Consider the following 15,021-nt stretch of genomic DNA (forward strand, 5'->3'; position numbering starts at 1 on the left):
GGTGAGGGCGGCGCGTGTGGCGTCGTCGGGGCAGGAAGGTCTTCCAGTGCCGGCTCGGCGGGGGTGACGTCGTGCGGTGCGCCGAAGGTCGAGACCACCGAGTGGAACCTCAGCGTGCCGTCGTCGGTGTCGAGGACCAGCGGCGGCAGCACGTCCGAGCCCGGCGGGGTGCAGGCAGACCCGGTGCACGTTCGGCGGCGGCCCGAGCACGGCCGGGTCGAGGCCGCTCAGCAGCGACCGACGGCGACGGCCGGATCGCGCAGGTGCACGGCTTCCTCGACGTCGTCCCCGCCCTGTAACGGCCGGGCCGGTCAGTGGACGACCGGCCCCGACGACGGGCCGTGCGCCCAGGACGGCGGCGGGCCGGGTTCGGCCCGCCGCCGCGGGACGACGAACGCGGCCACGGCCAGCAGCCCGGCCAGGAGCATCCCGTACTGCAGGCCCAGGAGGTAGCCGAGTCCCCGACCCAGCGCGAACGGCGCCTGCGGGTCGACCAGCGTCCACGCCGAGCCGGCCAGGAGCAGTACGGCCCCGGTCAGCGGTGCGCCCGGGGACAGGCGCGCGGCGAGCACCACCGCGCCCAGGAGCAGCCCGCCGACGAGCAGCAGGCCCGAGCCGGCGGGGACCCGGTCGAGGTCCATCCGCATCATCGACTCGTAGGCGGTGCCCATCCCCGCACCGGCGACGACCAGCGCCACCGCCGTCCCGACGAGCCCGACCAGGATCCCCACCAGGTGCCGCACGACCGCCCCCTCCGCCGACCCGGACGGATCGGACGGAACGGAAGCTATCAGCGCTTCCCGTTCGGCAGGGCCAGTCGGTTGATCGTGCCCAGGACCTGCATGTACTGCTTCCACAGCGGCCCGGTCGTGTACTCCAGCCCGTACTCCCGGCACAGCTCCCGCACCTCGGGCGCGATCTCGGCGTAGCGGTTGCTGGGCAGATCGGGGAACAGGTGGTGCTCGATCTGGAAGGACAGCTGGCCGGTCATCAGATGGAAGAACCGGCCGCCCTCGAGGTTGGCCGAGCCCAGCAGCTGACGGACGTACCACTCGCCGCGGCTCTCGTCCTCCAACTGCTCCTCGGTGAACTGCACCGCGCCGGTCGGGAAGTGCCCGCAGAAGATGACCGCGTGCGACCAGACGTTGCGCACCAGGTTCGCGGTGAGGTTGCCCGCGAGCACCGGCAGGAAGAACGGCCCGGCCAGCGCGGGGAACGCGACGTAGTCCTTCAGGATCTGGCGCCCGGTCTTGCGGCCGATCGACTTGACCTGCTGCCACACCCGGCTCAGCGGCTTCTCCCCCGCCACGACCTTCTCGACCTCGAGGTCGTGCAGCGCGACGCCGTACTCGAAGAACAGGCTGAGCAGGAGGTTGTACAGCGGGTTGCCGAGGTAGTACGGCGTCCACCGCTGCTCCTCGGACAGCCGCAGGATCCCGTAGCCCACGTCCCGGTCCTTGCCGACGACGTTGGTGTAGGTGTGGTGCATGTAGTTGTGCGAGTGCTTCCACTCCGCCGAGGACGAGACGTTGTCCCACTCCCAGGTCGACGAGTGGATCTTCGGGTCACGCATCCAGTCCCACTGGCCGTGCATGACGTTGTGCCCGATCTCCATGTTCTCGAGGATCTTGGCGATCGAGAGCATGGCGGTCCCGGCGATCCAGGCCGGGGGCAGGACACCGGCGAACAGCAGCGCGCGGCCGCCGATCTCCAGCGCCCGCTGCTTGCGGATGACGCCGCGGATGTACTCGGCGTCCGAGGCGCCGCGCTCGGCGAGGACCCGGTCACGGATCGCGTCGAGGCGACGGCCGAGCTCCTCGATCTGCTCGGCGGTCAGGTCGGTGGTCGCGGCCACGTCCTCGCGGCGCGACGACGGCACGAGCTCCAGCACCGGGCGCTGCGGGTGCTGCTCGCGGCCGGTCTCCTCGGGGCCGGGCTCGGCGTGCGTGGGGTTCTCCAGGACGGCGGTCATGAGGACCTCCTTCGGTCGGAGCGGGTGTGTCAGGGAAGGTCGATGCGGGCGGGCCCGCACGCGGAGTTGATGCAGGTCTGGATCAGGTCGCCGGGCTCGCCGTGCGCCTCGCCGGTGCGCAGGTCGCGCACCCGGCCCTCGCGCAGCGGCAGCACGCAGCCGAAGCAGATGCCCATCCGGCAGCCGCTGGGCATGAGCTTCCCGGCGGCCTCCCCCGCCTCGAGGAGGCTCTGGCCGGACTCGACGACGACGTCGTCGCCGCCGAGGTCGACGGTGCCGCCGGTGCCCTCGGTGGCGCGGGCCGGCGGGGTGAAGCGCTCGGCGGTGACGCCGTCCCAGGCATCCTCCAGGGCGTCGAGCAGGCCGTCGGGGCCGCAGGCGTACACGGCCCGGTCGGCCCGGTCGGCGACGGCGGCGTCGAGGGTCGCGGGGTCGAGCCGCCCGGAGACGGCGCTGTGGCGCAGCACGACCCGCAGCGACGGGTGCCGCGCGGCGAGGCCGGCCAGCTCGGCGCGGAAGATCGTGTCCTCCGGCGTGCGGGCGCCGTGCACGAGCACGACGTCGGGCATCGTCCCGGCGCGGTCGAGCGTGCGCAGCATGCCCATCACCGGGGTGATGCCGCTGCCCGCGGTGACGAACAGCAGCTTCCCCGGGAGCGGGTCGGGCAGGACGAAACCGCCCGCCGCCTGGTCGAGCTCGACGATCGTGCCGATCGGCAGGTCGCGGACCAGGGTCGGCGACACGGCACCGCCCTCGACCTCCTGCACGGTCACGGTGAGGTGCTCGGCGTCCTCGGGGGAGGTCAGCGAGTAGCTCCGGGTGAGCCGGACGCCGTCGACCTCGACGCCGATGCCGACGTACTGGCCGGCGCGGTGCCCGGCCCAGGCGCGCCCGGGCTCGATGGTCACCGAGACCGCACGGCCGGTCTCGCGGCGACGGGCGACGACCCGGCCGCGCAGCGACGTGGTCGACCAGAGCGGGTCGACCAGCGTCAGGAAGTCCTCGGGCAGCAGCGGGGTCGTGAGGGCGCTCGCGGCGGCCAGCAGGCCCCGGCGGCGCGAGGTCGTGCCAGGAGCGGATCGGAACATGACATCAACTGTGCACGGTCTGATGTCACATAGCAACCGGGGTCTCCTGGATCCTGTGTCACATGTCCGCCTGTTATTCTCCGTGTCATGGTCGAGGACCCGGAGTCGGCGGACTGGCGCACCATCGACGAGCTGGCGCGGTCCAGCGGTGTCACGGTGCGCAACATCCGCGCCTACCAGTCCCGGGGACTGCTGCCCCCGCCGCAGGTCAAGGCCCGGACGGGCTACTACGGCCCCGGTCACGCGGCGCGTCTGGAGCTGATCCAGGACCTGCAGGACGAGGGCGTCAAGCTCGACACGATCAAGAAGCTGCTCGACACCACCGGTGGCTCCACCGAGCAGGTCGTGCAGTTCATCCGGACCGTCCGCGCGCTGTTCGCGCCCGAGGACCGGCAGATCGTGCACCTCGCCGAGCTCGCCGAACGGTACGAGAGCACCGACGTCGGCGTCGCCAAGCGCGGGGTCAAGATGGGCCTGCTGCGCGAGCTGGGCGACGACACCTACGAGGAGATCAGCCCGCGGCTGATGAACGCCGCCGCCGAGCTGACCGGTCTCGGCATCCCGATCACCCGCTCGCTCGACGTCGTGGAGCAGCTGCGCAAGCACGCCGACGCCGTCGCCCGGCTCTACGTCGACCTGTTCCTCGGCGAGATCTGGCAGCCCTTCGACGCCGAGGGCCGTCCCGACGACCAGTGGCCGCGCGTCTACGAGACCATCGAGCGGATGCGCCGCATCTCCGGCGAGGTCATGATCGCCGTGCTGGAGCTGGCCGTGGCCGAGCGGGTCGACGTCACCTTCGGCCGCGACATCGTGCGCAACGTGAAGACCACGAGCGCGGGCCCCACGGTCGCACCCGACGCCGCGGGGCCGTCCGCGGACGGGGCGGAGCCGTCCTGACCACCGGCGCCGGTCAGCGCCCGCGCAGCGCGCGGGAGACGACGGCCCGGGTGTCGGCGGGGTCGATGACGTCGTCGATCTCGAACACGGTCGCCACGCCGAGCGCCTTGCCGCGCTCGTAGTACCCGGCGACGAGTTCGTCGTAGCGGGCCCGCCGCGCGGTCTCGTCGGTGATCGCGGCCAGCTCGTCGCGGAAGCCGAGGCGGACAGCGCCCTCCAGCCCCATCCCGCCGAACTCACCGGTCGGCCAGGCCACGGTCAGCACCGGTGCGTGCAGGTCACCGCCGGCCATCGCCATCGCGCCGAGGCCGTAGCCCTTGCGCAGCACGACCGTCACCAGCGGCACCGTCAGCCGTGCGCCGGCGACGAACATCGTCCCGAACCGGCGGACGGTCGCGGTGCGCTCGGCGTCCGGGCCGACCATGAACCCCGGGGTGTCGCACAGCGACACGACCGGCAACCCGCGGGCCTGGCACAGCGTCAGGAACGCGGTGGCCTTGTCCGCGGCGTCGCCGTCGATCGCGCCACCGAGGTGCTCGGGGTCGTTGGCGATCACGCCGACGGCGCGGCCGTCGAGCCGGGCCAGTGCGGTGACCATCCCCGCGCCGAACCCGCCGCGCAGCTCGACGACGGAGCCGGTGTCGCACAGGGTGTCGACGACGCGGCGGACGTCGTAGGCGCGCAGCCGGTTCTCCGGGACGAGGTGGCGCAGCAGCCGCTGGTCGGCGTGCCCGCCGGCCACCGGGTCCCCGGCGACGTGGCGCAGGTACCGACGGGCCGCGGCGGCCGCGGCCCGGTCATCGGGCACGAGCAGGTCGACCACGCCGTTCGCCCACTGCACCGGCATCGGTCCGACGTCACCGGGTGCGACGACGCCGAGCCCGCCGCCCTCGATCATCGCCGGGCCGCCCATGCCCAGGCTGCTGCCCTCGGTCGCGACGATCAGCTCGCAGGCCCCGGCCAGGGCCGCGTTGCCGGCGAAGCAGTAGCCGGCGACGACCGCGACGGTCGGGACCCGGTCGCGCAGGCGGGCGAACAGCCGGAAGGTCGGCACGTCGAGCTGGGTGACGGCGGAGGTGTCGGTGTCCCCCGGCCTTCCGCCGCCGCCCTCGGCGAACACGACGACCGGCAGCCGGTCGCGCTCGGCGAGCTCGAGGAGCCGGTCGGTCTTGCGGTGGTTGAGCACGCCCTGGGTGCCGGCGAGCACGGTGTAGTCGTAGGCCAGCACGGCGACCGGGCGTCCGCCGACGGTCCCGGTGCCGGTGACGATCCCGTCGGCGGGGGTGCGGGCGACGAGCTCGGCGGTGCTGCGACGGGCCCGCTGCGCCGCCAGGGTCAGCGCGCCGTACTCGACGAGGCTGTCGGGGTCGAGCAGGTCGGCGACGTTCTCCCGGGCGGTGCGCCGCCCCGCGGACCGCCGGCGTGCGATGGCGGCGGGCCGGCCGGCGTCGAGCCCGCCGTGGCGGCGGTCGCGGACCTCGGCCAGGTCGGGCCGGATCCGGTCGGGGTCGAGGTCCTCGGTACGGCCGGGGGCGTCCGCGGCGTCGGCGTCGGCGAGGACGGCGAGCAGCTCCCCCGCCTCGACCGCGTCCCCGACGGCGACGACGACCGTCTCCACCCGGGCCGGCCGCTCCGCGGTGACCGGGTGCTCCATCTTCATCGACTCGAGGACGACGACCTCGCCGCCCGCGGCGACGACCTGCCCGGCCGGGGTGGGCAGCGCCACGACGACGCCGGGCCGGGACGCGCGCACGGCGGTCCGGTCCGCGGGGACCTCGACCGCCGGGCCCGGCGCCGATCCGTTCCCGGCGGCGTCACCGGCCGCAGGCGCACCGGGCGCCGGCGCACCGGGCGCGGGCAGCACGGTCTCGCGGGGCGCCGCGGCCAGCTCGGCCAGGTGCCGGTCGACGAAGGTGGTGTCCAGGGTCCCGTCGACCAGCTCGGGGCGGGCGAGGACGGCCTGCAGCAGCCCCAGGGTGACCGCGACGCCCGCCACGTCGAACCCGGCGAGGGCACGCCGGGTGGCGGCGGCCGCGGCGTCCGGCGTCGCCCCGCGGGCGACGACCTTGGCCAGCAGCGGGTCGTAGCGCGGCCCGACCCGGTACCCGGCGTAGCCGTGGGTGTCGACGCGGACCCCGCGCCCGGCGGGCGGCTGGAAGCGGGTCAGGGTCCCGGCGGCCGGGACGAGGGTCCCGTCCTGTCCGACGGTCTCGGTCGTCACCCGGGCCTGCACCGCGGCCCCGCGCGGCGCGGGCGGGGTGACGAGGCCGAGGTCGGCGAGCCGGGCGCCGTAGGCGACCCGCAGCCCCAGCTCGACGAGGTCGAGGCCGGTGGTCTCCTCGGTGACGGTGTGCTCGACCTGGATCCGCGGGTTGACCTCCAGGAACGCGATGTCCTGCCCGGCGAGCAGGAACTCGACGGTGGCGAGGCCGCGGTAACCGTCGCACAGGCGCAGCGCGGCCTCGTGCAGCCGCGCGCGCACCGGGGCGGGCACGGCGGGGGCGGGCGCGATCTCGACGAGCTTCTGCCGGCGGCGCTGCGCGGAACAGTCCCGGTCCCCCAGCACGACGGCGCCGGTGCCGTCACCGAGGACCTGCACCTCGACGTGCCGGGCGGCCGGCAGGAGGCGTTCGACCTGCACCGCACCGTCGCCGAACGCGGCGAGCGCCTCGGACGAGCAGCGGCGGACGGCGTCGTCGAGGTCGGCCGGGTCGGTGACCGGGCGCATCCCGCGCCCGCCGCCGCCGGAGCGGGCCTTGACCATGACGGCGCCGCCGGGGCCGAGGCGGGACAGCAGCGCGGCGCCGTCGGCGGGTTCGACGGCCTCCAGCACCGGTACGCCGAGCGCGCCCGCGTGGTCGCGGGCGGCGGCCTTGTCCCCGAACAGCTCCAGCGTCCGCGGCGACGGCCCGACGAACACCACCCCGGCGTCCGCGCAGGCCCGGGCCAGCGCCGGGTTCTCGGAAACGAACCCGTAGCCGGGGTGCAGCGCGCCGGCCCCGCCGTCGACGGCGGCCCGCACCAGCGCGTCGACGTCGAGGTAGGCGGCGGCGCCGGTGCCGGGCAGCGCGACGGCGGCGTCGGCGCGGGCGACGTGCGCGCAGGCGGCGTCGTCGGCCGCGTGCACGGCGACCGTGCGCACGCCCAGCGCCGACGCCGTCTCCATGATCCGGACCGCGATCTCGGCGCGGTTGGCGACGAGCAGCGCCCCGGGGAGCGTAGGACTCAGGACAGCAGGCCCGCGGCCCGCAGCGCGGCGCGGACATCCTCGTGGTGCCACTCGTCCAGCGGCACCAGCGGCAGCCGGATCCCGCCGGGCATGAGCCCCAGCTCGGCCAGCGCCCACTTCACCGGGATCGGGTTCGGCTCGGAGAACAGCGCCGCGTGCAGGCCCGCGAGGTCGGCGTCGAGCGCGGAGGCGGTCTCGGCGTCACCGGCGACGGCGGCCTTGCACATCCGGGCCATCGTCTCGGGGGCGACGTTCGCGGTCACCGAGATGTCGCCGTGGAAGCCGGCGAGCATCGACGCGCGGGCGGTGCCGTCGTCACCGGAGTACAGCGCGAAGTCGTCCAGGCCCAGCGCGACGAGCTCGCGGACCCGGTCCAGGTCGCCCTTGGCCTCCTTGAGACCGACGATGTTCGGGATCTCCGCCAGCCGGGCCACCGTCGACGGCAGCATGTCGCAGGCCGTGCGGCCCGGGACGTTGTAGAGGTACTGCGGGATGTCGACGGTCTCGGCGATCCGCTTGAAGTGCTGGTAGAGGCCCTCCTGCGGGGGCTTGTTGTAGTACGGCGTCACGAGCAGCGCGCCGTCGGCACCGGCCGCCCGCGCGGCGCGGGTCAGGTGGATCGCCTCGTCGGTGGAGTTCGCCCCGGTGCCGGCGATGACCGGGACCCGGCCGTTCGCGACCTCGATGGTGCGCCGCATGACCTCGGTGTGCTCGAGCACCGACAGCGTGGACGACTCGCCGGTCGTGCCGACCGAGACGATCGCCGCGGTGCCCGCGTCGACCTGCCGCTCGACGAGCTCGCCGAGGGCCGTGTGGTCGACCTCGCCGCTGTCGTGCATCGGGGTCACGATCGCGACGATGCTTCCGGTGATCATGCCGGGCCTCCCTGGTACCGCTGCTCCTGCCGGTGCGACCGTAGCAAGCGGGACCGACGTCCCGGTGCGGGTTTCCTCTCAGCCGCCGGCTCAGCCCAGGGCCAGCCGGGCGGGCTGGACCGACCGCGTGATCCGGCGCACCGCCTGCACCGCGATCACACCGGCCGCGACCGTCGCGACGAGGGTGACGGCGATCGGCCGGTCGCCCGCCACGATGCCGAGCAGCGCCCAGCACAGCGCTCCGGCGAAGCCCGCGAACCCGGCGGTGGAGCCGACGACCGACAGCACGACCGCGGTGAGGATCACGAGCAGCAGAATGGCCGCGACCTGCGGGAGCACCCCGTCGGACGGCAGCCCGACCGCGACGCCGGCCGCCATCAGACCCAGCACCAGCGCGGCCGAGGACCAGCCGAGGTAGATGGCCAGCGGCAGCCGCATCGCCAGCCGTTCCGCCCAGCCGTCGGCGACGCCGCGGGACAGCCGTCCGTAGACGACACCGAGCGCGACGACGAGCAGGACCAGCAGCACCTCGGCGGTGACCACCCAGCGGTTCGAGAAGGCCGCGATCCACAGCGGGTTGAGCACCGCGGTCGCCGCGACCCACCAGCCGACGCGGCGGTGCACCTCGCGGCCGCGCTGGCCGGGCAGCAGGGCGTAGCCGGCGTAGACCAGCACGCCCAGGTAGATCAGCCCCCAGATCGAGAACGCCCAGCCCGCGGCCAGCAGCGGGGTGTCGTAGTCGCGCGCGACGGCGCCGATCCCCGACCCCCCGAACGCCGACACGAGCACCTGCAGGATCGCCAGGACCGCCACGACGACTCCACGGACCAGGTCCGCGGTCGTCGGGCGCGGGGTGAGCACGGTCATGGCCCACATGGTGGACCGCGGGGACGCCCTCTGCCATCCGGCCGTCGGGGGGAATCGATCTTCCCGCGGGCCGGGGGTCAGCTGAGCGGCAGGAAGAACAGGTGGACGTCGCGCGCGTCCTCCGGGGAGAGCAGCACCCCGCCGGGCAGCCTGCCGTACTCGACGAAGCCGCGGGCGGCGTAGAACGCGGGCAGCGGGGTGCCGCCGCGGGCGCCGAGGGTCAGCATCGCCAGGCCCGTCTCCCGGGCGTGGGCGACGGCGGCGTCGAGCAGGACCGTGCCGAGACCACGTCCCTGCAGGTCCGGGTGCACCATGAGGCGCTGCACGTCGGCGCGGTGCGCGGCGATGCCGGTGCCCGGGACCAGGAAGACCGTGCCCAGCGGGGCGGTGTCCTCCCCCAGCACGAACATCCGGGACGCGCCGGACCGGGCGGCGTCGACGGTCTCGACCGCCAGCGCGCGGACCTCGTCCGGGTCGGCGCCGGGCACGAAGTCCACGGCGCCGCCGGCCTCGGTCACGGCGATCCAGAGGTCGCCGAGCGCGGCGGCGGCGCCGGGGCGGGGGTCGACGACCCGGCGGACGGCCGGGACGCCTGGGGTCACAGGTTCGGGAACCAGAGCTTGATCTCCCGGTCGGCCGACTCCGGGGAGTCCGAGCCGTGCACCAGGTTGGAACCGGTCTCCAGGGCGAGGTCGCCACGGATGCTGCCGGGGGTGGCCTTCTCCACCGGGTCGGTGCCGCCGGCGATCTGCCGCCAGGCGGCGATGGCGCGGGGGCCCTCGACGACCGCGGCCAGGACCGGGCCGGAGGTGATGAACGACAGCAGCTCCTCGAAGAAGGGCTTGCCGTCGTGCTCGGCGTAGTGCTGGGCGGCCAGCTCACGGTCCACCGTGCGCAGGTCGAGGGCCACCAGGCCGAGGCCCTTGCGCTCGATGCGCGAGACGACCTCACCGACGAGCTTGCGCGCGACGCCGTCGGGCTTGACCAGGACGAGAGTGCGTTCAGTCACGCGCGACAGGGTAGCGACGACCCACCGGGGGTCCGGCACCCACCGTCACGAGTGCGCCCGGACCGCCGTGTGTCAGTCCTGCTGCTGCGACGGCAGTGTCCCCGCCGCCATCCGGCGGGCCACCTCGCGCCGCATCCAGACCAGGACCGCCCACACGAGGATGAACACCACCGCGACCACGACCAGCGAGGACAGGAACACCAGCGCCGCGACGAGCAGCGCCCCCTGCAGCACCAGCGCCGCGGTGAGCCCCCACGGCCGCCGCTGCACCCCGGACGCCAGGATCATGGCGACGGCGATGCCCGCCACCACCCCGAAGCCGAGCGCGGTCGACCCGGTGCCGAAGCGCGGGAGCACCAGCAGCGCCAGGAGGACGACGATCGCCTCCAGGATCAGCGTCGCGGCGAACACGCCGCGGGCACCCTTCATGGGGTCGGTGGGCGGCGGCCGCACACCCTCCGGCACACCCGGCACGTCGCTCACTCCGGTTCCTTTCCGAACAGCGCCCGCGCCTCGCCGACGGTGACGACCGACCCGGTGACGACGACGCCGACCCCGGACCCGCCCGCCTCCTCGGCGATCTCACGGGCCTGCTCGACGGCCTCGGCCAGCGACGGCTCGACACTGACCCGCTCGGAGCCGAACACCTCGGCGGCGAGCGCGCCGAGCTCGTCGGGGTCCATCGCGCGGGGCGAGGAGTTGGTGGTGACGACGACCTCGTGCAGCGCCGGCTGCAGCCCCTCCAGGATGCCGCGGGCGTCCTTGCCCTGCAGCACCCCGATCACGCCGACGAGCCGGGTGAAGCGGAACTCCGAGCCCAGCGCGCCCGCGAGCGCGGTGGCGCCGGCCGGGTTGTGCGCGGCGTCGAGCAGCACGGTCGGCCGGTCCGGCCCGCCCTGGACGGGCTCGAGCCGCCCGGGTGAGCGGACCGAGGCGAACGCGGCACGGACCGCGTCGGGGTCGAGGGGCTGCGCGGTGCCGGCGCCGACGAGTGCCTCGGCCGCGGCCAGTGCGACCGCCGCGTTCGACGCCTGGTGCTCGCCGTGCAGCGGCAGGAAGATCTCGTCGTAGCGGCCGGACAGGCCCTGCAGCTCCAGGCGCTGCCCGCCGACGGCGAGCTCCCGCTCCACGACGCCGAACTCGGCGCCCTCCCGGGCGACCTGTGCGCCGACCTCGGCGCAGCGCTCCAGGAGGACCTCGGCGACCCGCTTGTCCTGGGCCGCGAGGACGGCGACCGAGCCCTCCTTGATGATCCCGGCCTTCTCGCGGGCGATGTCGGTGATGTCGTCACCGAGGTACTCGGCGTGGTCGAGCCCGACCGGCAGGACCACCGCCACGTTCCCGTCGGCGACGTTCGTGGCGTCCCAGCGCCCGCCGAGCCCGACCTCGACGACCGCGGCCTCGACCGGGGCGTCGGAGAACGCCGCGAAGGCCATCGCGGTGAGCACCTCGAACTTGCTCAGCGCGGGCGCGTCGCCGCGCGCGGCGTCGACGAGCTCGACCAGCGGCTCGACCTCGCGGTAGGCCGCGACGTAGCGCTCGGGGGTGACCGGGCGGTTGTCCAGGTTGATCCGCTCGGTGGCGCGCTGCAGGTGCGGGCTGGTGTAGCGCCCGGTCCGCAGCCCGATCTCGGTGAGCAGCGCGTCGATCATCCGGGAGGTGGAGGTCTTGCCGTTGGTGCCGGTCAGGTGCACGACCGGGTAGCCGCGCTGCGGGTCGCCCAGCGCGTCGCACAGCGCCTGCATGCGCTCCAGCGACGGCTCCATCACCGACTCCGGCCAGCGCCGGTCCAGCGCCGCGTCGACGGCGAGGAACTCGGCGTAGCCGGTCACCGTGGACTGGGCCGGGACGACGTCGGGGTCTCCCCCGCCGCGGATCTCGTCCAGGACGGCCGCGATCAGGGCCTCCTGGGTGTCCTCCGGTGCCGCGGCGGACGCCTCGGGGTCCTCGGAGCGGTCCTCGCCACCGGGCTCGTCGTCCTGCTGCTGTTCGGCGTCGCCGCCGGCCGGCTCACCGTCGGGCGAGTCGCCGAACCCGCCCTCGGCCCACCGGTCGCCGCCGTAGGTCGGCGAGTCGGCCTCGGTGAAGTCGTCGAACTCGTCGTACTCCTTCGCCACGGCGGGATCAGGCCTCCGGGAGCGCGGCGAGCCGCGCGGTGATGCGGTCGATGTCGGCGACGGCGGTCGCGTGCCGGGCACGGATCCCGTCGACGACCTCGGCCGGTGCCTTCTCGGTGAACTTGGGGTTGGTCAGCTTCTTGTCCGCCTGGTCGCGCTCCTTCTCGGCGGCGGCGAGGTCCTTGCCGAGCCGGGCCCGCTCGGCGGCGACGTCGATCGCCCCCGAGGTGTCCAGCTCGACGGTGACCGGACCGCCGGAGGTGGCGACCTCGAAGCTCGCGGTGGCGGCGAAGTCGTCACCGGCCGGGTCGAGCCGGTTGAGGAAGCGCAGCGCGCGCTCGTGCGCGGCCAGCCCGGCGGCGTCGAGGCCGGTGAGGCGGGCGGCGACGGCCTTGCGGTCGGGCAGCCCCTGCTCGGTGCGGAACCGGCGGACCTCGGTGATGACCTTCTGCGCGTCGGTGACCCGGGCCGTGGCGGCCGCGTCGACCGGCGCACCGGTGCCCTCGGCCGTCGGCCAGGCCGCGGTCACGACGGTCTCGCCGCCGGTCAGCGCGGTCCACAGCGCCTCGGTGACGAACGGCGCGATCGGGTGCAGCATCCGCAGCAGCGCGTCGAGGACGTGCCCGAGGACGGCCCGGGTGCCCGGCTCGGTGGCCGGGTCGTCGAGCTGGGTCTTGCAGAGCTCGACGTACCAGTCGGCCAGCTCGTCCCACGCGAAGTGGTAGAGCCCCTCGGTCGCCTTGGCGAACTGGTAGCCGTCGAGCAGCTCGTCGGTCTGCGCGCGGACCTCCGCGAGCCGGCCCAGGATCCAGCGGTCGGCGTCGGTCCGGTCGGCGTCCGCGGGCAGCGGCAGGCTCGCGTCCGCGCCCTTGGCCAGGGCGAACCGGGTGATGTTCCAGAGCTTCGTGGTGAAGTTCCGGGACCCGGCGACCCACTCCTCCGACAGCGACATGTCGGTGCCGGGGTTGGAGCCGCGGGCGATGGTGAACCGCAGTGCGTCCGCGCCGTAGGAGTCGATCAGCGCCAGCGGGTCGATGACGTTGCCCTTGGACTTCGACATCTTCTTGCCGTGCTCGTCGCGGATGAGCCCGTGCAGGTAGACGTCGCGGAACGGGGCCTTCCCCATCACGTAGGTCCCGAACATCATCATCCGGACGACCCAGAAGAACAGGATGTCGTAGCCGGTGACCAGGACCGAGTTCGGGTAGTAGCGCTCCAGGTCCGGGGTCTCGTCCGGCCAGCCGAGCGTGGAGAACGGCCACAGCCCGGAGGAGAACCAGGTGTCGAGGACGTCGGGGTCCTGGCTCCAGCCCTCGCCCGACGGCGGCTGCTCGTCCGGTCCGACACAGACGACCTCGCCGTCCGGGCCGTACCAGACCGGGATGCGGTGCCCCCACCACAGCTGACGGCTGATGGTCCAGTCGTGCATGTTGTCGACCCAGTCGAAGTACCGCTTGGCCTGCTCCTTCGGGTGCAGGACGGTCTCGCCGGAGCGGACGGCGTCGCCCGCGGACCGGGCGAGCGGCTCGACCTTGACGAACCACTGCAGGCTCAGCCGCGGCTCGATCGGGACGCCGGTGCGCGAGTCGTGCCCGACCGAGTGCAGGTAGGGACGCTTCTCGGCGACGATACGGCCCTGCGCGCGCAGCTCCTCGCGGATCGCGACGCGCGCCTCGAAGCGGTCCATGCCGTCGAAGCGGGTGCCGGTCCCGGCGATGGTGCCGGCCTCGTCCATGATCGTCGGCATCGGCAGGTCGTGGCGGCGGCCCAGCTCGAAGTCGTTCGGGTCGTGCGCCGGGGTGATCTTGACGGCGCCCGAGCCGAACTCGGGGTCGACGTAGTCGTCGGCGACGACCGGGATCCGCCGGCCGGTGATCGGCATCTCGATCTCGGTGCCGACCAGGTGCGCGTAGCGCTCGTCGTCGGGGTGGACGGCGACCGCGGTGTCGCCCAGCATCGTCTCGACCCGGGTGGTCGCGACGACGAGCGAGGCGTCCCCGTCGCCGTAGCACATCGAGACCAGCTCGCCCTCGGTCTCGATGTGGTCGACCTCGATGTCGGAGATCGCCGAGCGCAGCGCCGGGGACCAGTTGACCAGGCGCTCGGCCCGGTAGATCAGTCCGTCGTCGAACATCTTCTTGAAGACGGTGGCGACGGCGCGGGACAGTCCCTCGTCGAGGGTGAAGCGCTCGCGGGACCAGTCGACGCCGTCGCCCAGGCGCTCCATCTGCCCGAGGATCGAGCCGCCGGACTCGGCCTTCCACTCCCAGACCTTCTCCACGAACGCTGCGCGGCCGATCGCGTGCCGGTCGGGCTCGCCCGCGGCGGCCATCCGCCGCTCGACGACCGACTGGGTCGCGATCCCGGCGTGGTCCATGCCGGGCAGCCACAGCGCGTCGCGCCCCTGCATGCGGGCGCGCCGGGTCAGCACGTCGATGAGCGTGTGGTCCATCGCGTGGCCCAGGTGCAGGCTGCCGGTGACGTTCGGCGGCGGGATGACGATGCAGAACGGGTCGGCGTCCGACGACGGGTCGGCCCGGAAGTACCCGGCGTCGACCCAGCGGCGGTACATGTCGCCCTCTACCTCGCCCGGGGTCCACTTGGCGGGCAGGTCGGCGGTACGCGCTGGCAGGGTCTCGGTCACATGTCAAGTCTACGAGTCGACACCGACACGATTCCCGGCCCCCGGACCCGCGCGCTCAGGACCGGAAGTGCGCCTCGGGGATGACCCCGTGCATCCCGACGGTCCGGTCCACCACCCGGGAGACCGCGAAGTCCCCCGCCGCGGAGAGGTGGGCGCAGGCCGTCGCCCCTCGCCAGGTGCGGGTCGCCGGGGATGTCGCCCGCACCGGGCTGCGGCGGACCGTCCGGCACCGCCGCAGCGACGGACCCGGGGGCGGCGGACGTGCCGCAGCCGGCCGGCCCACCGGCCGCGGTGACGGCGGCGGTCGCGCGGAGGAGTCGCGC

General features: G+C 74.3%; 13 protein-coding genes. 1 reads left to right on the forward strand and 12 read right to left on the reverse strand.

Annotated features, from left to right (window positions below):
- Positions 1-311: 311 nt before the first annotated feature.
- Genes KPF22_RS21555 through KPF22_RS21565 form a run of 3 tightly spaced genes read right to left on the reverse strand, consistent with a single transcriptional unit; the run spans position 312 to position 3,060 of the window.
- On the reverse strand, positions 312-743 hold the full coding sequence (locus KPF22_RS21555; protein ID WP_224403132.1) for a hypothetical protein: 432 nt from the start codon (positions 741-743) through the stop codon (positions 312-314).
- Between the two features lie 47 nt (positions 744-790).
- On the reverse strand, positions 791-1,972 hold the full coding sequence (locus tag KPF22_RS21560; RefSeq protein WP_224403115.1) for an acyl-CoA desaturase: 1,182 nt from the start codon (positions 1,970-1,972) through the stop codon (positions 791-793).
- A gap of 29 nt (positions 1,973-2,001) precedes the next feature.
- Positions 2,002-3,060, reverse strand: a complete 1,059-nt coding sequence (locus tag KPF22_RS21565) for a ferredoxin reductase (protein WP_224403114.1) — start codon at positions 3,058-3,060, stop codon at positions 2,002-2,004.
- A gap of 87 nt (positions 3,061-3,147) precedes the next feature.
- Here KPF22_RS21565 and KPF22_RS21570 point away from each other — a divergent pair, with 87 nt between their 5' ends.
- Positions 3,148-3,957, forward strand: a complete 810-nt coding sequence (locus KPF22_RS21570) for a MerR family transcriptional regulator (protein ID WP_208819397.1) — start codon at positions 3,148-3,150, stop codon at positions 3,955-3,957.
- 13 nt (positions 3,958-3,970) lie between these two features.
- Here KPF22_RS21570 and KPF22_RS21575 read toward each other — a convergent pair whose 3' ends face one another.
- The 9 genes from KPF22_RS21575 to KPF22_RS21615 all read right to left on the reverse strand — a co-directional run bounded on the left by KPF22_RS21575 (position 3,971) and on the right by KPF22_RS21615 (position 14,903).
- Entirely contained in the window at positions 3,971-7,186 is a 3,216-nt protein-coding gene (locus tag KPF22_RS21575; protein ID WP_224403135.1) for a carboxyl transferase domain-containing protein, read from the reverse strand.
- Entirely contained in the window at positions 7,183-8,061 is an 879-nt protein-coding gene (dapA, locus tag KPF22_RS21580) for a 4-hydroxy-tetrahydrodipicolinate synthase (protein WP_062401273.1), read from the reverse strand. The genes KPF22_RS21575 and dapA overlap by 4 nt, the downstream gene beginning before the upstream one ends.
- A gap of 90 nt (positions 8,062-8,151) precedes the next feature.
- A complete protein-coding gene (locus KPF22_RS21585) occupies positions 8,152-8,928 on the reverse strand; it encodes a hypothetical protein (RefSeq protein WP_224403133.1) in 777 nt (258 codons plus the stop codon).
- A gap of 77 nt (positions 8,929-9,005) precedes the next feature.
- Positions 9,006-9,530, reverse strand: a complete 525-nt coding sequence (locus tag KPF22_RS21590) for a GNAT family N-acetyltransferase (protein ID WP_224403134.1) — start codon at positions 9,528-9,530, stop codon at positions 9,006-9,008.
- Positions 9,527-9,937 carry a nucleoside-diphosphate kinase gene (gene ndk, locus KPF22_RS21595; RefSeq protein ID WP_062404405.1) on the reverse strand — a complete coding sequence of 137 codons (411 nt, stop codon included), beginning with the start codon at positions 9,935-9,937 and terminating at the stop codon, positions 9,527-9,529. Before ndk ends, KPF22_RS21590 begins: the two co-directional genes overlap by 4 nt.
- Positions 9,938-10,009: 72 nt before the next feature.
- On the reverse strand, positions 10,010-10,420 hold the full coding sequence (locus KPF22_RS21600; RefSeq protein WP_307799092.1) for a DUF4233 domain-containing protein: 411 nt from the start codon (positions 10,418-10,420) through the stop codon (positions 10,010-10,012).
- Positions 10,417-12,054, reverse strand: coding sequence for a folylpolyglutamate synthase/dihydrofolate synthase family protein (locus KPF22_RS21605; protein ID WP_374107516.1), 1,638 nt, complete (start codon positions 12,052-12,054; stop codon positions 10,417-10,419). Before KPF22_RS21605 ends, KPF22_RS21600 begins: the two co-directional genes overlap by 4 nt.
- A gap of 7 nt (positions 12,055-12,061) precedes the next feature.
- Complete coding sequence (locus KPF22_RS21610) at positions 12,062-14,698, reverse strand: valine--tRNA ligase (RefSeq protein ID WP_224403136.1); 2,637 nt, start codon at positions 14,696-14,698, stop codon at positions 12,062-12,064.
- Positions 14,699-14,753: 55 nt separating this feature from the next.
- The gene (locus tag KPF22_RS21615) at positions 14,754-14,903 is read right to left on the reverse strand and encodes a hypothetical protein (protein ID WP_224403137.1); all 150 of its coding nucleotides are present in this window, start codon (positions 14,901-14,903) and stop codon (positions 14,754-14,756) included.
- Positions 14,904-15,021 lie beyond the last annotated feature (118 nt).

Origin of the sequence: Pseudonocardia sp. ICBG1034, assembly GCF_020131375.1 — a bacterium.
GTDB lineage: Bacteria > Actinomycetota > Actinomycetes > Mycobacteriales > Pseudonocardiaceae > Pseudonocardia > Pseudonocardia alni.

Excerpts from the sequence above, each read along its gene's own strand:
- KPF22_RS21560 (WP_224403115.1), bottom strand. The coding sequence starts at position 1,972 with ATGACCGCCGTCCTGGAGAACCCCACGCACGCCGAGCCCGGCCCCGAG.
- KPF22_RS21565 (WP_224403114.1), bottom strand. The coding sequence starts at position 3,060 with ATGTTCCGATCCGCTCCTGGCACGACCTCGCGCCGCCGGGGCCTGCTG.
- KPF22_RS21570 (WP_208819397.1), top strand. The coding sequence starts at position 3,148 with ATGGTCGAGGACCCGGAGTCGGCGGACTGGCGCACCATCGACGAGCTG.
- dapA (WP_062401273.1), bottom strand. The coding sequence starts at position 8,061 with ATGATCACCGGAAGCATCGTCGCGATCGTGACCCCGATGCACGACAGC.
- KPF22_RS21585 (WP_224403133.1), bottom strand. The coding sequence starts at position 8,928 with ATGACCGTGCTCACCCCGCGCCCGACGACCGCGGACCTGGTCCGTGGA.